The sequence below is a fragment of the Verrucomicrobium sp. GAS474 genome, assembly GCF_900105685.1.
GTDB lineage: Bacteria > Verrucomicrobiota > Verrucomicrobiia > Methylacidiphilales > GAS474 > GAS474.
In genome coordinates, this window is record NZ_LT629781.1 from 1,721,491 (window position 1) to 1,736,085 (window position 14,595).

The 14,595-nt window shown below is 68.2% G+C and carries 16 protein-coding genes; 4 read left to right on the top strand and 12 right to left on the bottom strand.

Annotated features, from left to right (window positions below):
* The first annotated feature begins 180 nt into the window (after window positions 1–180).
* A complete protein-coding gene (locus tag BLU04_RS07135) occupies window positions 181–990 on the top strand; it encodes a flagellin (protein ID WP_093284003.1) in 810 nt (269 codons plus the stop codon).
* 163 nt (window positions 991–1,153) lie between these two features.
* Here the strand turns inward: BLU04_RS07135 and glmM are convergent, their stop codons facing one another.
* From glmM to folP, 4 genes are read right to left on the bottom strand one after another with little or no spacing between them, the layout of a single operon-like run.
* Window positions 1,154–2,536 (bottom strand): phosphoglucosamine mutase, encoded by a 1,383-nt coding sequence (gene glmM, locus BLU04_RS07140; protein ID WP_093284006.1) that lies wholly within the window; start codon window positions 2,534–2,536, stop codon window positions 1,154–1,156.
* Window positions 2,537–2,547: 11 nt separating this feature from the next.
* Window positions 2,548–2,712: a hypothetical protein gene (locus tag BLU04_RS16770; RefSeq protein ID WP_173862564.1), complete on the bottom strand. Its 165-nt coding sequence runs from the start codon at window positions 2,710–2,712 to the stop codon at window positions 2,548–2,550.
* Between the two features lie 18 nt (window positions 2,713–2,730).
* The gene (cdaA, locus tag BLU04_RS07145) at window positions 2,731–3,471 is read right to left on the bottom strand and encodes a diadenylate cyclase CdaA (protein WP_093284010.1); all 741 of its coding nucleotides are present in this window, start codon (window positions 3,469–3,471) and stop codon (window positions 2,731–2,733) included.
* A 39-nt stretch (window positions 3,472–3,510) separates the two neighbouring features.
* Window positions 3,511–4,365 carry a dihydropteroate synthase gene (gene folP, locus BLU04_RS07150; RefSeq protein WP_093284013.1) on the bottom strand — a complete coding sequence of 285 codons (855 nt, stop codon included), beginning with the start codon at window positions 4,363–4,365 and terminating at the stop codon, window positions 3,511–3,513.
* A gap of 115 nt (window positions 4,366–4,480) precedes the next feature.
* Between folP and BLU04_RS07155 the strand changes: the two genes are divergently transcribed.
* The 3 genes from BLU04_RS07155 (at window position 4,481) to BLU04_RS07165 (ending at window position 8,086) form a co-directional block, all read left to right on the top strand.
* Window positions 4,481–5,029 (top strand): WbuC family cupin fold metalloprotein, encoded by a 549-nt coding sequence (locus BLU04_RS07155; protein WP_093284015.1) that lies wholly within the window; start codon window positions 4,481–4,483, stop codon window positions 5,027–5,029.
* Window positions 5,030–5,189: 160 nt separating this feature from the next.
* The gene (locus tag BLU04_RS07160) at window positions 5,190–5,714 is read left to right on the top strand and encodes a sigma-70 family RNA polymerase sigma factor (RefSeq protein WP_093284018.1); all 525 of its coding nucleotides are present in this window, start codon (window positions 5,190–5,192) and stop codon (window positions 5,712–5,714) included.
* A complete protein-coding gene (locus BLU04_RS07165) occupies window positions 5,711–8,086 on the top strand; it encodes a VWA domain-containing protein (RefSeq protein WP_093284020.1) in 2,376 nt (791 codons plus the stop codon). The genes BLU04_RS07160 and BLU04_RS07165 overlap by 4 nt, the downstream gene beginning before the upstream one ends.
* A gap of 322 nt (window positions 8,087–8,408) precedes the next feature.
* On the opposite strand, the gene BLU04_RS07170 is transcribed toward BLU04_RS07165, so the two are convergent.
* The 8 genes from BLU04_RS07170 to BLU04_RS07205 form a co-directional block, all read right to left on the bottom strand.
* Entirely contained in the window at window positions 8,409–8,897 is a 489-nt protein-coding gene (locus BLU04_RS07170) for a R3H domain-containing nucleic acid-binding protein (RefSeq protein ID WP_162274653.1), read from the bottom strand.
* A gap of 44 nt (window positions 8,898–8,941) precedes the next feature.
* Complete coding sequence (yidC, locus tag BLU04_RS07175) at window positions 8,942–10,768, bottom strand: membrane protein insertase YidC (protein ID WP_093284026.1); 1,827 nt, start codon at window positions 10,766–10,768, stop codon at window positions 8,942–8,944.
* A gap of 39 nt (window positions 10,769–10,807) precedes the next feature.
* Window positions 10,808–11,122 carry a membrane protein insertion efficiency factor YidD gene (gene yidD / locus BLU04_RS07180; RefSeq protein ID WP_093284028.1) on the bottom strand — a complete coding sequence of 105 codons (315 nt, stop codon included), beginning with the start codon at window positions 11,120–11,122 and terminating at the stop codon, window positions 10,808–10,810.
* A complete protein-coding gene (locus tag BLU04_RS07185; RefSeq protein ID WP_093284031.1) occupies window positions 11,115–11,513 on the bottom strand; it encodes a ribonuclease P protein component in 399 nt (132 codons plus the stop codon). Before BLU04_RS07185 ends, yidD begins: the two co-directional genes overlap by 8 nt.
* A 21-nt stretch (window positions 11,514–11,534) precedes the next feature.
* Window positions 11,535–11,708: a 50S ribosomal protein L34 gene (gene rpmH / locus BLU04_RS07190; protein ID WP_093284034.1), complete on the bottom strand. Its 174-nt coding sequence runs from the start codon at window positions 11,706–11,708 to the stop codon at window positions 11,535–11,537.
* A gap of 361 nt (window positions 11,709–12,069) precedes the next feature.
* Window positions 12,070–13,317, bottom strand: a complete 1,248-nt coding sequence (locus BLU04_RS07195; protein ID WP_093284036.1) for a cysteine desulfurase — start codon at window positions 13,315–13,317, stop codon at window positions 12,070–12,072.
* Complete coding sequence (locus tag BLU04_RS07200) at window positions 13,314–14,060, bottom strand: hypothetical protein (RefSeq protein WP_093284039.1); 747 nt, start codon at window positions 14,058–14,060, stop codon at window positions 13,314–13,316. Before BLU04_RS07200 ends, BLU04_RS07195 begins: the two co-directional genes overlap by 4 nt.
* 4 nt (window positions 14,061–14,064) lie before the next feature.
* A complete protein-coding gene (locus BLU04_RS07205; RefSeq protein WP_093284041.1) occupies window positions 14,065–14,415 on the bottom strand; it encodes an iron-sulfur cluster assembly accessory protein in 351 nt (116 codons plus the stop codon).
* Window positions 14,416–14,595 lie beyond the last annotated feature (180 nt).

Sequence of the window (14,595 nt, forward strand, 5' to 3'; positions counted from 1 at the left end):
TTTTTGCCGATGCTTCGGTCGGAAAAATAAATTTATAACTCGTTTATTGTAATATACTTACAAAATATTTTAAAACTTTGGCATGGCCGGTGCTGAATGGGTATCGCTGTCGAAGTTCCCAAGGCTGGGTAACGGAGACGGAAAAAGAAACATCGGAACACCAACCAACAAGGAGTAGTTATGGCAGTTATTGGAACAAACATCGCCGCCCTCTCGGCGTCGAACTATCTTACGTCGAACCAAGCGGCGTTAACCAAATCGATTCAGCGCCTTTCCTCGGGCTCTCGTCTCGCCGATCCCTCGGATGACGCCGCCGGCGTCGCCGTTTCCGGCGATTTGTCCGCCCGGGTTCGTCGCTTGCAGGCCGCCGCGAACGGCGCGGGAGACATCGTTTCCTTCGCCCAGACGACCGACGGCTTCCTCTCGACGATCCAGAACATGCTGACCCGCATGAGCGAACTGGCCCAGGAGGCGACCAACGGCGCCTTCGGCTCGTCGGATCGCGCGAACTACCAGACCGAGTTCGCGAACCTCGTCGCCACGATGAACAACATCGCGAGCAACGCGTCGTTCAACGGAAGCCCGCTCTTCGTCACCAGCTCGATCGTCATCGCGATCAATGCCGACGGTAACACCGACAGCATGCAGCTGACGACGATCGCCAACGCGACCAGCCTCGGCATCGACACGACCTCGATCAACACGACGACGGCGGCGCTCAGCGCGCTCACGCTGCTCAACGCGGCGATCTCCTGCGTCACCAATCGCCGTGCGACCGTCAACGCCGACATCTCGAAATTCAACTTCTACATCGCCAACATCAACACGGAGCGGACGAACGTGACCTCGGCCAACAGCCGTATCGCCGACCTCGACGTGGCCGACGAAAGCGCGAACCTGGCCAAGCAGAACATCCTGGTCCAGGCCAGCACCTCGATGCTCGCCCAGGCGAACACGAGCCAGCAGTCCGTGCTGAAGCTCCTGCAGTAAGCTCTTAAGAGTCTTATTGCCGGTCGTTTCGATCGTTTCTTTAGGTCTCAAAGCCGAGAGGCGGCATCGCTCCCATGACGGGACGCGGTGCCGCCTTTTTATTTTTCTGGCACTGGGACGCTTGGCAGAATCACGCGCCCCCTCGAGGGCAACGCCAACGCGGCTAAACCCCGATGGCGGCTTTCACCGGCGCGAGGATCTTCTCCGCCAACGGTGCGAGCAGCGCCTCGTCTTTCGCCTCGATCAGCAGTCGGATCTTCGGCTCGGTGCCGGAGTAGCGCAGCAGCAGCCGTCCGGCGGTGCCGAGGGTTTTCTCCGCTTCGGCGATGGCGCTTTCCAGGCCGGGGATCTCGGCGAAGGGCGTCCGGACGCGCACTTTCAAATTCACAAGAGTCTGCGGGTATTTCTTCAGCACCCGCCGCAGCTCGCTCAACGGCTTTCGGCTTTCGACGACGACGCGGAGGAGGGCGAGGGCGCTCAGGAGGCCGTCTCCGGTCGTCGCGTGTTCCTTCAGGATGACGTGGCCCGATTGCTCGCCGCCGAAGGCGAGGCCCTCGGCGAGCATCGTTTCCAGCACGGCGCGGTCGCCGACGGCGCACCGGGCGATGCGGCCTCCCTCGGAGGCGAAGAGCTCGTCGAGGGCGAGGTTGCTCATGACGGTGGCGACCATCGCCTTGCCGGGGAGCCTCCCGGAGCGGAGGAGGTCGAGGCCGACGATGGCGAGGAGCTCGTCGCCGTCGAGGGCGCTCCCGGTCTCGTCGCAGCAGATGACGCGGTCGGCGTCGCCGTCGTGGGAGATGCCGACGCGGGCGCGGCTCTGTTTCACGAGGGCCTCGACGACCTCGGGATGGGTGCTGCCGCACCCTTCGTTGATGTTGACGCCGTCGGGCGCGTCGTGCGCGACGATCACCTCGGCGCCGAGGGCGCGGAGGACGGCGGGGGAGGTCTGGTAGGAGGCCCCGTTCGCCGCGTCGAGGGCGATCTTCAGGCCCTTCAGCGGGAGGGCGGCGGGATCGTGGGGCCAGGAGGCGACGATCGCCCGTTCGTAGAGGGACGTCGCCGTTTCCCCGGCGCGGAGGGGAAGGAGGCGGCCGAGGCCGTTGCCTTCGGGACGGGGGAGGGGACGGCCGTCGAGGAGGCCCGCCTCGATCTCGGCTTCGAGGGCGTCATCGCACTTGTAGCCGGTGCCCTGGAAGATTTTGAGGCCGTTGTCGGCGAAGGGATTGTGGGAGGCGCTGATGACGACGGCGGCGGCGGCGCCGAATTGCCGGACGAGGAGGGCGACGCCGGGGGTGGGGAGGACGCCGAGGAGGGTGGCGTCGGCCCCGTGGGAGAGGAGGCCGGAGAGGAGGGCGGCCTCGAGCATCGGGCCGGAGAGGCGGGTGTCCCGCCCGATGAGGACGCGGGGGCGGGCTCCGGGCGCGAGGTTCCGCCCGAAGACCGTGGCCATGAGGCCGCCGAGGCGGAAGGCGACTTCGGGGGTGATGGGATCGACGTTGGCGACGCCGCGGATGCCGTCGGTGCCGAAGAGTTTCTGCTGGGTCATGGAATCAGGAATCAGGGAAGGGGAAGCGGGGGGACGGCGGGGAGGCCGGTGGCGTCGAGCCAGGCGCGGTGGATGGCCCCGGGCTCGATCTGCTCCTTGAGGATGATCCAGATGGCGACGGCGAGGAGGAGGCAGACTCCCTTTTGACGCCAGTTCACGAAGAAAAAGTTTCTCATGGGATTGGGGGAGCGGGATTAGAGAAGGATTTCGCTCAGGCGGGTGCGGAGGCCGTCGGGATCGAGGGGGCGGATGAGCTCGCCTTGGTAGGCGACGGCGATGGTGCCGGTCTCCTCGGAGAGGACGACGATGACGGCGTCGGTCTCCTCGGAGAGGCCGAGGGAGGCGCGGTGGCGGAGGCCGAGGGCGCGGTCGAGCTGCTCCCGGTGGGTGAGGGGGAAGATGGCGGCGGCGGCGGCGATCTTGTTCCCGCGGATGATGGCCCCGCCGTCGTGGAGGGGGGTCTTCGGGTAGAAGATGGTGGCGAGGAGGTCGGCGCTGACTTCGGCGTTGAGCTGGGTGCCGGTGTCGCGGCCCGGGTTGAAGATGTCTTCCTGCTCGACGGCGATGAGCGCGCCGTAGCGTTCCCGCTGGAGGATCTCGACGGCGTTGACGATGTGCTCGATCACCTCGCTCTGCTGGTGGCTGCTGCGGAGGATCGGCTTGCTGCCGAGCTCGGAGAGCATCTGCCGGAGCTCGGGCTGGAAGAGGATGACGACGCCGATGAGGAGGGAGGGGTAGAACTGCTCCACGATGGCGCTGACGACGGAGAGGTTCAGGAAATGGGAGATGATGGAGAGGGTGACGAGGACGATCACCAGCCCCGTGAGCACGCGCGCGCCGCGGGTGCCGTGGAAGAGCTTCCAGATCGAGTAGAGGCCGACGGCGATGAGGAGGATCTCGATCGCCCAGGGCCAGGGAATGCGGGACAAATCCATGATGGGAAAAGAAGTTGGGAAAGGAGTTCTGACGGGGTTCTAGGATCGGGAATCCGGGGGGACGCCCAGGCCTTCCAGAAGCTGGCTGGCAGCCCGGGCGGAGGCGACGTCGTGCGTGCGCCAGATCCGGGCTCCCTGTGTGGCGGCGAAGGTTTCGGCCACCCTTGTGCTTACCTCCAAGGCGGCTTCCCCGGCAACCCTTTTCAAAAACGATTTCCGCGAGAGGCCGATGAGGAGGGGATAGGGGAGGGCGGCGACGGTGCGGAGGCGGGCGAGGAGGGCGAGGTTCTCCTCGGTCGTCTTCGCGAAGCCGAAGCCGGGATCGAGGACGATCCGCTCCCGCGCGATGCCGAGGCCCTCGGCGGCGGCGGCGGCGGCGGCGAGGTCCCGCGCGACCTCCCCGGCGACGTCGCCACCCGCGTACCCGGTCAGGGTCTGCATCGTCTCCGGGGTCCCCCGGGAGTGGGTGAGGACGTAGCCGAGGCCGCGCCGGGCGACGACGGGCTGGAGCTCGGGATCGAAGCGGCCCCCGGAGATGTCGTTCACGATCGCGGCCCCCCGCTCCCACGCGCCCTCGGCGATGGCGGCCTTCGTGGTGTCGACGGAGAGGGGGATCTTCAGTTTCCCCCGGAGCGCCTCGAGGACGGGGAAAAGGCGGCGGCCCTCCTCCTCCGCCGGGACGGGAGCGGCCCCGGGGCGGGTCGATTCGGCGCCGAAATCGAGGAGATCAGCCCCGGCGGCCTCCATCTCGAGGGCGCGGGTGACGGCGAAGGGGAGGGAGGAGTAGCGCCCCCCGTCGGAGAACGAATCGGGGGTGAGGTTCACGATCCCCATCACCAGCGGGCGGGCCGGGAGGGGGAGGGAAAGAGTTGCCGTTTGCCAGGAGAAAGGCATCCTTCTCTATGCCTTGCTTCACTCCGTGGAGCAAGGGAGGAAAGTTTTTCCGCCGGACGGATTCGGCCTCACGTTTTCGGTTTTTATGCCGAATACGGAATAACCGAGGAATCCGATGCCGCCGTCCGCCCAGCCCACTCCATTTCCGCTCGCCTTTCCTCCCGTGGAGGGAGCGCTCTTCGCGCTCGACGAGGCGACGTTGCTCCGGGGCATCGAGGGGTCCCGCCACTCCCCCCGGAAGCGGATCATTCTTCCCCTGCACCGGACCCAGGACGCCGCCGTCCAGCGGATGCTCAATTTCCTCCAGCCGGGGACCTACGCTGCCCCCCACATGCATCCCCAGCCCGGGGCGGTCGAGAACGTCATCGTCCTCCGGGGCGCGATCGATTTCTTCCGCTTCGACGCGGGCGGGAAGGTCCTCGACCGGATTCCGCTGAAGGAAGGGGGCGCGGGGATGATCGATATGGAGCCGGGCGTCTGGCACACCTTCACGGCGGTCGTTCCCGACACGGTGATCCTCGAGGTGAAGCGGGGGCCGTACCGCGCCGATCTCGACAAGGTTTTCGCCCCCTGGGCTCCCCTGGAGGGGGCGCCGGAGGCCGGGGCGTGGATGGCCGACCTGCTGCGGACGCCGCCGGTGCGGGAGTCCTCTGTTGGCGTTTAAGGGAAAAGGGGATACCATGTCAGAAGGTTCACAGGGTGCGCTGGGCGGGGGGAAGGCGGGCGGGGCGGCGTTGCTGCTTCCGCCGCTTCCCAAGATCGCTCCGATCTCGGCCCCGTCTCCGGCGCTGTCGGGAACGTCGGGAAAGTCTGCTGCGAATGCGATGAAATCCAGGGATTCCTTCAAAGCCTCCTCCCCCGCCTCCGGCGGGGCCGGAACCCCGTCGCAGTCCCCTTCGCCCAAGGAGGCGGCCCTCGTCCGCGCCGCCCTCCTGGCCCTCACCGAAAAGCACGGCGCGATCGTCCTCCGCTACGCGACCCGCCTGGCGGGCGATCCGAAGCGGGGCGGCGAGGCGGTGAAGCGGGCCTTCGTCCTCCTCGCGGGGCTCCCCGATTTCCCTTCCCTGGCCGCCGAGAAGCAGGTGGAGAAGCTCTACCGCGCCGCCCGCGAGGCGGCCCTCGCCCAGCTCAAGGGCGAGGCGCGGCGTCCCCGGACGGCTACCGCCTCCCCCGTCGATCCGGTCCGCCTCGGGCTGAATCAGGTGCAGGAGGAGATGCTCCGGCTGAAGTTCGAGTGCGGCCTCGGGTATCCCGCGATCGGGGCGGTCCTCGACGTCGCGCCCGCCCACGTCGCCCGCCTCGTCCATGCGGCCCTCGCGCAGGTGAGGGGGAAGGAAGGAGCCGCGTGAGCCCCGGTGCCTTTGCCCCGAACGATCCCGCCTGGACGGCCTATGCCCTGGGCGAGGTCTCGCCCAAGGAAAAGGAGGGGATGGATGCGGCGCTCCGCTTTTCGAGCGACGCTGGGGCCGAGGTCGAGCAGGTCCGCCTCGCCGCGCAAAACCTCCGCGAGGCGTGGGTGGCGGAGAAGGTCGAGGTCATCCCGCTGGAGCCCGCGGCCTTCGTCGACGGCGTGATGGGGGAGGCCGGGATCGGAGGGGCCGGGGGGGCGAACCCGGCGCTCTTCCGCATCGGTTCCCTCTCCCTGCCCGTCTCGCCGAAGTACGTCGTCCTCGGCTTCGCCGTGATCGTCGCGGCGGCGGGGGGCGGGCTGACGTGGGAGATGGAACAGCAGCCCCGGCCCGCGATGCTCCGATGGATCCCCGCGCTGGGAAGCCAGCCCGAGACGGAGGCCCTCACCCCGGTCCAGCCGCCCGGCGAGGTCACGACGACGATGGAGGCGGTGCCGCCCACGCCCGTCACGCCGCCTCCCGCGCTCGGCGACAACGCCTTCGACGTCCGCCAGCCCGATGCGGCGTCGGCTCCGGCCCCGGCTCCTGCGCCCGCCCCGGCGACGGCGCAGCAGACCGCCCCGACTCCCGCTCCCGCCGCTCCGGCCCTGACTCCCGCCTCGCCCCCGCCGGCGGCCGCTCCCGCCGCGGCCTCGGTCGCGGCAAGTTCGGCTGCGGCTGCGGCTGCCGCCGAGGCCGATGCGGCCCGCGCGGCGCGGAAGGAACGGATCGACCGGCTCCGGGACCAGCTCGCCGCCGAGGCTCCCCCGGCGACTCCGGCGGCGCCCTCCTCCTCGGCCCCCTCGGCCTTTCCCGACACGATCTCCTCGGTCCCGATCCAGACCGAGACCGAGATCCCCCTCGCCTCGACCCAGCCGGGCGGGATCGCCTTCGTCCCCGGGCCGCTCCGGGTGGTGCGGCAGCCGATCCAGACCGGCTTCGCCCTCGCCGAGATCGTCCCCGTCCTCCCGGTGGCGCTGCTGCCCCGGGAGCGGGCCGCCGACGGTTCCTACCTGGAGGAGGGAAACGGCATCCGCCTCGTCGATTACGGTGCCGACAACGACGCCCAGACGGTTCCCGCGCAGCTTCCTTTCGTGATGATGGCGCGGCTCTTCCCGTCGCCGTGGGCGGAGGGGCGGCAGCTCCTCGTCGTCGGGCTCCGGGCGACGACCCCGGCCCAGGTGGCGCGGCCTCCCGCGAATCTCGTCTTCCTCGTCGACAACTCCCTCTCGATGGGCGCGCCCGACCGCCTCGGCGCCTTCAAGAAGGCCGTCCTGCCGTTCCTGGAACGGCTCCATCCCGGGGACCGCGTCGGGATCGTGACCTATGCGGGAAGCTCGGCGATCCCGCTTCCGCTGACCGAGATTCCGAAGAAGAGGGACGAGGCCAAGACCGGCGCGGCGGCGGCCTCGCTGGTCTCGGCCCCCGGTGCCGACGCCGCCGCCTCGGCCTCCGAGGACGAGGCGCGGGCGACGATCCGCTCCGCCTTCAGCCGCCTCGCCGTCGCCACGGCCGACCGTCCGGGGGCGAGTCTCCGCGCCGCCTTCGACATGGCGAAGAAGGGGTTCGTCCCCGACGGATTCAATCGCGTGATCGTCGTCACCGACAACGACCTCGATTCCCTCGCCTACGGGCAGAAGGGGGAGGGCGGGATGACGGGCGAGATCACCCGGCAGGCGCGGGAGGGGGTGACGCTGAGCGTGATGTTCCTCGGCAAGGAGGCGGCCGACGGGCCGATGCTGCGGAAGGTCGTCGCCGCCGGGCGCGGGCGCGGATCGGTCCTGCGGACGGCGGGCGGGGTCGAGACGGTCCTCGAACGGGAAGTCGCCTCGCCCCGCCCGGCCTCGGTGAAGGATGTGCGGCTCCAACTCGCCCTCGCCCCGGAGTCGGTCGGCGCGTGGCGGTTGATCGGCTACGAGAACCGGCTCCCCGTGACGGGAAACGGGATCGCGCCGAAGGAGGGGGACGGGCTGCTCGCGTTCTATGAATTGCAGCGCCCCGTGGCGGCGGCCCCGGTCGACCTCACCGCCCGCTTCCGCCGCGACGGGAGCGAAGGGGGTGGAAAGGAAATCCTCCACCTCGCGGGCCTCGCTCCCGCCACTGCCTCGCAGGAAGTCTCCCCCCAGTTGCTCCGCGAGTTCGACCGCTCCGCCGCCGAAGTCCGGGACCGCCTCGCCGCCCTCTCCCCCGACACCCGGGCGGGAGGGGTGAAGAGTCCGAGCGCCGAGACCGTCCCCAACAGCGTCCCGAGCGCAGGCAGCGACAGCGCCGAAGCGTACAAGAACTTCCGGCAAAACACCGAAGAGTGGCTCGACGCCGGAAAGAAAAATTAAGCCGCTTCGGTTCCGCCAGCCTGCGGACGCATGATTCCCCCATCCGCTTCTCTCCCGATAGGAGTCTAGGCGTATTGGCCCCGCTACCCCTTCAGTCCGTACCCTCGGACGCTCCGGAAGCAGCCGATTTTAATCCAGTTCGGAGACAAGGCGCCGCCCAAGCGCGTCCGCCTAGCTAAGGCCCTCCGAACAGGAGGTTCCAGGAGGGGCAAAGCCCCTCTTGGGCTATAAAGCGGGTTACATCCAGCTGTACCGGGTCGACCGCGCAAGCCCCGAAGGGCTGCCCCGCTCCCATGGCGTCCAAGGAAGACGCACTCGCCCCCTACCTCACCTGCAACACCACCGTCTTCAACTTCCCATTCCCCCCCTCGACCGCGACGCTCTTCGTCGTGACCTCGGGGTCCTCCTGGAAGGCCTGGTGGATCATCCACCGCTCGTAGGCGTTCATCGGCGGGAGGGTCTCGGGCTTGCCGGTCTCGCGGACGCGGTCGGCCTTCTGGCGGATGGTGGCGAGGAAGTCGTCCTGTTCCTTGCGGCGGTAGCCCTCGACGTCGACGATGATGCGCGGGGTCTGGTGGACGTCGCCTTCCTCGTCGCGGTCGATGAGGCGGTTCAGGAGGTACTCGACCTCGTCGAGGGTCCGCCCGTCGCGGCCGATGAGGCGGCCGGGATCGCGGGTGCGGATGTTGAGCCGGAGCCGCTCGCCCCGGTCGGCGGGCTCGTGGCTTTCCTCGACTTCAAAGACGAAGCCAAGGTGGCCGAGGAGCAGCTCGAGCAACTCCTTAGGGCTTTGTCCTTCGTGCGACGACATGGCCCGTATCATGCCGCATGCCGATTTTTTTGGCTAGGCCGAATCTATCGCTTGAAGCTGATGCCGTTCCCCGGCGCGGCTTTCTTCACCCGCTGAAGGACCGGAAGGGGCTTCTTGAGGTTCCGGTAGGTCTGGAACATCGAGATGAAGTTGTTCACCGTCCAGTAGAGGGCGAGGGCCGAGGCGAAGTTGTAGAAGAAGATCAGCATGATGAAGGGCATGAACTGGAGGATCTTCATCTGCGCGGCGTCCCCGGTCTGCGGGGTGATCCGCATGAGGGCCCACTGGGAGAGGGTCATGATGATCGGGAGCGGGTTGATCGGAAGGTTCACGCCGGGGAGGACGGCGATGGTGTCGGGCTGGACGAGGTCCTTGATCCAGAACCAGGTCTCGTGCCGGAATTCGACGGCGCTCTGGAGCATGGTGTAGAAGCCGATGAAGATCGGGATCTGGATGAGCATCGGGAGGCAGCCGCCGAGGGGGTTCACGCCGTACTCGCGGTAGAGCTTCATGACTTCCTGCTGCATCTTCGCGGGATCGTCCTTGTACTTCGCCGAGATCTCCTTCTGCTTCGGGGCGACGGCCTGCATGAGCTTCATGCTGTGGTTGGCCTTCGACTGAAGGGGCCAGAAGATCCCCTTGAGGCAGGCGGTGAGGAGGATGATCGACCAGCCGTAGCTGGGGATGACGGTGTGGATCCACTTCATCGCCTTGAGGAGGGGGAGGGCCGCCCAGGCGAAGAAGCCGAAGTCCATGAGGGCCTTCTGGCCCTGGCCGAGGGTGGCGAGCTCGTCGTATTCCTTCGGACCGGCGTAGAGGGAGTAGTCCTCGGTGCGGGTCTCGTTCGGGTTCAGGGTGAAGGGGGCGAAGGTGGCCGAGGCGGAGACGGCGGGGAGGATTGTCCCGGCGGGGCTGGGGGCCTGGGGATGGCCGGGGCGGTAGATGAGGGAGGTGACGCGGCGGATGGGGTCGCCCTCCGGCGCGGTCAGGACGACGGTGAAGAAGCGGTTCCGCACGGCGGCCCAGCCGATCTTCTCCTCGGGTCCGGCGATGCCGTCGCGGGCGGGATGGGGGCTGATGAAGTTGAAGCTGCCGCTCGCCTCGAACTCGGGCGCGGTGATGTGGCCGGTCGCCTTGTTGCTGCCGGCCTGGGACCAGGTGGCGCCGATCGTGGGGGGGCCGTCATTGTGGTAGAGGGGGCCGACGAGGCCGATCTGGGCCTGACGCTCGGGGAGGGAGAGGGCCTGGCCGGTGGTGTTCGTGAGCCGTTCCTCGAGCTTCACGCCGTAGGAGCCGTCGAGGGTGTAGAGGCGCTCGATGCGGAGGCCGTTCGGGAGGGTGCGGGCGAAGGCGACGTGGGTCTCGTCGGCGCCGGGCTCCAGCTGGTAGTCGATGGCCGACTCGGTCTCGGCGGTGTTCCAGCCGGTGAGGTTGAAGATGGGGAGGGCGACGTGGTCGACGGCGGCGAGGCCGGGGCCGTTCAGGAGGACGGGGTCGCCGCCCTTGATCTCGGCGTGCTGCTTCAGGACGATCGTGGCGGGGCCGCCGCCGTGGCTGGTGAAGGTGACGCGGATGGCGCTGTTTTCCAGGACGGGACGCGCTTCGGGGAAGGAGACGGCGGGAGCCGGGGCGGGCTTGGCCTTCGCCTTTTCCTTCTCGCCGGGGAGGGCGCTGAGGGTCGGCGTGGAGGCCGGTTCGGCCGCGGTCGCGGGGGTGGCGATCTTCGCGACGTCGGCGGGATTCGGGCGCGGGGGGGTCTTCGGCGAGGGCCAGCGGGCGGTGGAGTAGAAGGTCCAGCCGACGAGGGCGGCGACGCAGAGGCCGACGGCGAGCCAATCCGATTTGCCGAGGCGGGGGGAGGGTTCGTTCATGGGATGAAGGGGGTTGGGGAAAGGGAGGTGGAGGGGGCTTTAAGAGGGAGGGAGTTTAACGCAGTAGGGGCCGGAGTCACCCGATTTCGGAGCGGTGGGGAAACCTTTTTTCGTATTCAGGGGAACGGGATCGGGGCCGTGGCCGCCCCAGGGATGGCAGCGGCAGATCCGCCGCGCGGCGAGAAGGGAGCCCCGGGCGGGACCCCATTCGCGGAGGGCTTCCTCGGCGTAGCGGGAGCAGGTGGGGGTGTAGCGGCACCAGCCTTGGAGACCGAAGAAGATTTTGACCGGGCCGAAGAGGAGCCGGTAGAGGGCGATGAGGCGACAGAGGAGGGCGGTCGTGAAATCACGCATCGGGCGGCTTCACCTTGGCCAGGGCCGTGGCGTAGAGGGCCTCCATCTGGGAGACGAGTTCGGGAAAGGGGAGGGCGCCGCTCGACGACTTCGCCATCCAGAGGAGGCGGAAGGAAGGCGGGGAGGCGGCGAATTGCGGCGCGATATGCCGCCGGTGGACTTCGCGGAGGCGGCGGCGAAGGCGGTTGCGGACGTTGGCGTCGCCGAGGCGCTTCGGGGTGAGGAAGGCGACTTCGTCGGGCGAGGTGTCGCCCGGCTTACGGGGAAGGGCGAGGAGGGTGAGGGCGCGTCCGTGGAAACGTAGGGCGCCGCTGGCACCCTCCCCGGAGAAGGCGGCATCGAAGTGATGCCGCCGACGCACGATGCGTCGCCGTGGCAAACGCTCGCGCATGGGGAGGAACGAACCCCGGGACTAGGCCTGGGTGTGGCGGGCGAACTTGACGTCCGCGCCGACGGGAACGAGCCGGACCCGGCCCTTGCGGCGGCGGCGGCTGAGGATGGCGCGGCCCGACTTGGTGCGGGTGCGGGCGAGGAAGCCGTGCTGGCGCACGCGGCGCTTCTTGGAGGGCTGGTAAGTCCGTTTCATAACGATGGTTCTCTAAAATTGCTAGGGCCGGTTAGACTGAACGTACCGTTTTGGCAATGCAAGCGGTTTTTTACCCTCTTTTGTGTACATAGTCTAGGAGGGGGGGCGGGGCGGCCCTTCGGGACCTGCGCGGTCAACCCGGTACAGCTGGAGGCGATCCGCTTTATAGCCCAAGAGGGGCTTTGCCCCTCCTGGAACCTCCTGTTCTGAAGGCCTTAGCTAGCCGGACGCGCTTGGGCGGCGCCTCGTCTCCTAACTGGATTAAAATCCGCTGCTTCCCTGAGCGTCCGAGGGTACGAGTGATAGGGAGAGACGGGGCCAATACGCCCAGACTCGTATTGGGAGAAGGATGCGTCCGGGCCTATGCCTGGAAGAATGTGACGGCTCCGGCGACGGCTTGGACTAGCCGCTCGACCTCTTCCTCGGTGTTATAAAGGTAGAAGCTCGCCCGGGTCGTCGCGGGGACGCCGAGGCGGTGCATCAGGGGCTGGGCGCAGTGGTGGCCGGCGCGGAGGGCGACGCCTTTTCCGTTGGTGTAGTAGGCCATGTCGTGCGCGTGGACGGTCTCGGAGACGAAGGAGACGATGCCGGTCTGCCGCCCCCCGGCCTCCGGCCCGATGACGCGGATGCCGGGGATCTTCCGCAGCCCGGCGGCGGCGAGTTCGGCGAGGTGGACGGAGTGGTCCTCGATCGCCTTCAGGCCGACGCCGTCGAGGAAGTCGAGCGCGGCGCCGAGGCCGACGGCCTCGACGATGGGAGGGGTCCCGGCCTCGAAGCGGGCGGGCGGGGGACGGTAGGTGATCGCGTCGAAGCGGACCTTCTCGACCATGCTGCCGCCGTGCTGCCACGGGGGGAGGTTCTCCATGAGGGCGAGGGTGCCGACGAGGAGGCCGACGCCGGTGGGGCCGCAGGCCTTGTGGGCGGAGCAGGCGAAGAAGTCGCAGCCGAGGGCCTCGATGTCGACGGGGAGGTGGCCGAAGCTCTGCGCGCCGTCGACGAAGGTGGTGACGCCGTGGCTCCGGGCGAGGGCGCAGAGCTCGGCGGCGGGGGTGAGGAAGCCGAGGACGTTCGAGGCGTGGGCGAAGGCGAAGAGCTTCGGCTTCTTCGCCAGCAGCGCCTGCGCGGCGGCGAGGTCGAGGGCGGCGCCGTTGTCGGTGACGGGGACGTATTCGACCTTGGCCCCCTTGCGCTCGGCGAGGGCGCGCCATGGCAGCATGTTGCTGTGGTGTTCCATCTCGGTGAGGAGGATCGTGTCCCCCGCCGCGAGATGGACCTCGCCCCACGACCAGGCGACGAGGTTGACGGCCTCGGTCGTCCCCCGGGTGAAGATGGCGACGCGGCCGCCCCCGGCGCGGAGGAAGGCGGCGGCCCGTTCCCGCGCCCCCTCGTAGGCGACGGTGGCCGCCTCGCTCAGATCGTAGACGCCGCGATGGACGTTCGCGTACTCGTGGAGGGCGAAGGCGTGCATCCGGTCATAGACGGCGCGCGGCTTCTGCGCGCTGGCGGCGCTGTCGAGGAAGGCGAGGGGACGGTCGTCCTTGCCCTTGTTGGCGAGGTAGGGGAAGGCGCTGCGCCACCGGGGGCTGTCGGGAAAGGGGCTCGGGCTCATATGGGGAGGACGGTTTCCTCGGCGGGGAGGACGGGCAGTTTGCCATCGTTGCCCCGCCGCGTCGAGATCGAGACGAGGAGGAGGCCCCAGATCGTGACGGCGAGGAGGAAGAGGGGAAGCTGGAGGAGGACGGGGAGGGAATAGATCAGGACCGTCGTGGGGATCCAGAAGCAGAAGTTGGAGAGGGTGAGGGGGACCACCTGTTCCCCGATGAAGGCGGGACGGAAGAGGTCGCCGAGGGCGGCGAGGCGGTAGCCGGAGTGCTTCCAGTGGTAGCCGAGCGTCAGGAAGGGGCAGGCCAGGAAGGCCGAGTAGACGAATTGGTCGATGGCGACTTTCTCCGCGACGATCAGCGGGCTCGGCGCATTGCCGAGGAGGGCGCCGAGGCCGAGGTAGAGGAAATCGGAGCCGATCCCGCAGAAGCCGAGGAGGAAGAAGCGGAAGACCATCTCCTCCAGGTTGGCCTTGGCGAAGCGCCCCCGCTGGAGGAAGAGGACGCGGCACGCCTCGCCCAGGACCCCGGCGAAGAGCCCCGTGGCGACGAAGCTGAAGAGATGGCCGTAACGGACCTTGAGGTCGGCGAGGGTCGTGAGGAGCGCCGTCGTCGGCCAGCCCCGGTAATAGCCGACGACGATCAGGAGCGTGATCGCCTGGATGACGAGGCCGGGGACGAGGTTTTCCCGGCCGGCCCGGAGGCCGACGGAGATCCCGCGCCCGAAGAGGGCGCGCAGGGAGGCGGTCATCGGTCTAGGCCTCGAACGAAGTCCCGCAGCCGCAGGTGGCCTTCGCGTTGGGATTGCGGATGCGGAATCCGGCGGCGGTGAGGCCGTCCTCGAAGTCGATGGTCGATCCGCCGAGGAAGAGGAGGCTCTTCTCGTCGACGAAGAGTTTCACCCCGAACTGGTCGTAGGCGACGTCGCCGGGTTCCCCCCCCGCCAGCTTCATCTCGTACTGGAAGCCGGAGCAGCCCCCCGCCGAGACGAAGAGGCGGAGCCCCTTCGTCGCCACCTCGCCGCCCACGCGGGCGCGGATCGCCGCCGCGGCCTTTTCGGTCAATTGGACGGAGGGGGCGGACGTGGCGGCGGGGGCATCGGACATAGGAAATAAGGGTAACTCTCAGAGGACACGGCGTCAATCGGAGGCGGGAGAAGGGCAAAAACGGGGTCCTTTAGGATCAGGATGAAGCCCCTCGGGTAAGTCATGCATTTCGTGGTGTACCCTTGCTCTCCTTGTTCACTTGGTATACAGGTTGCTTAAAATTCAGGTAAAATTACTTAT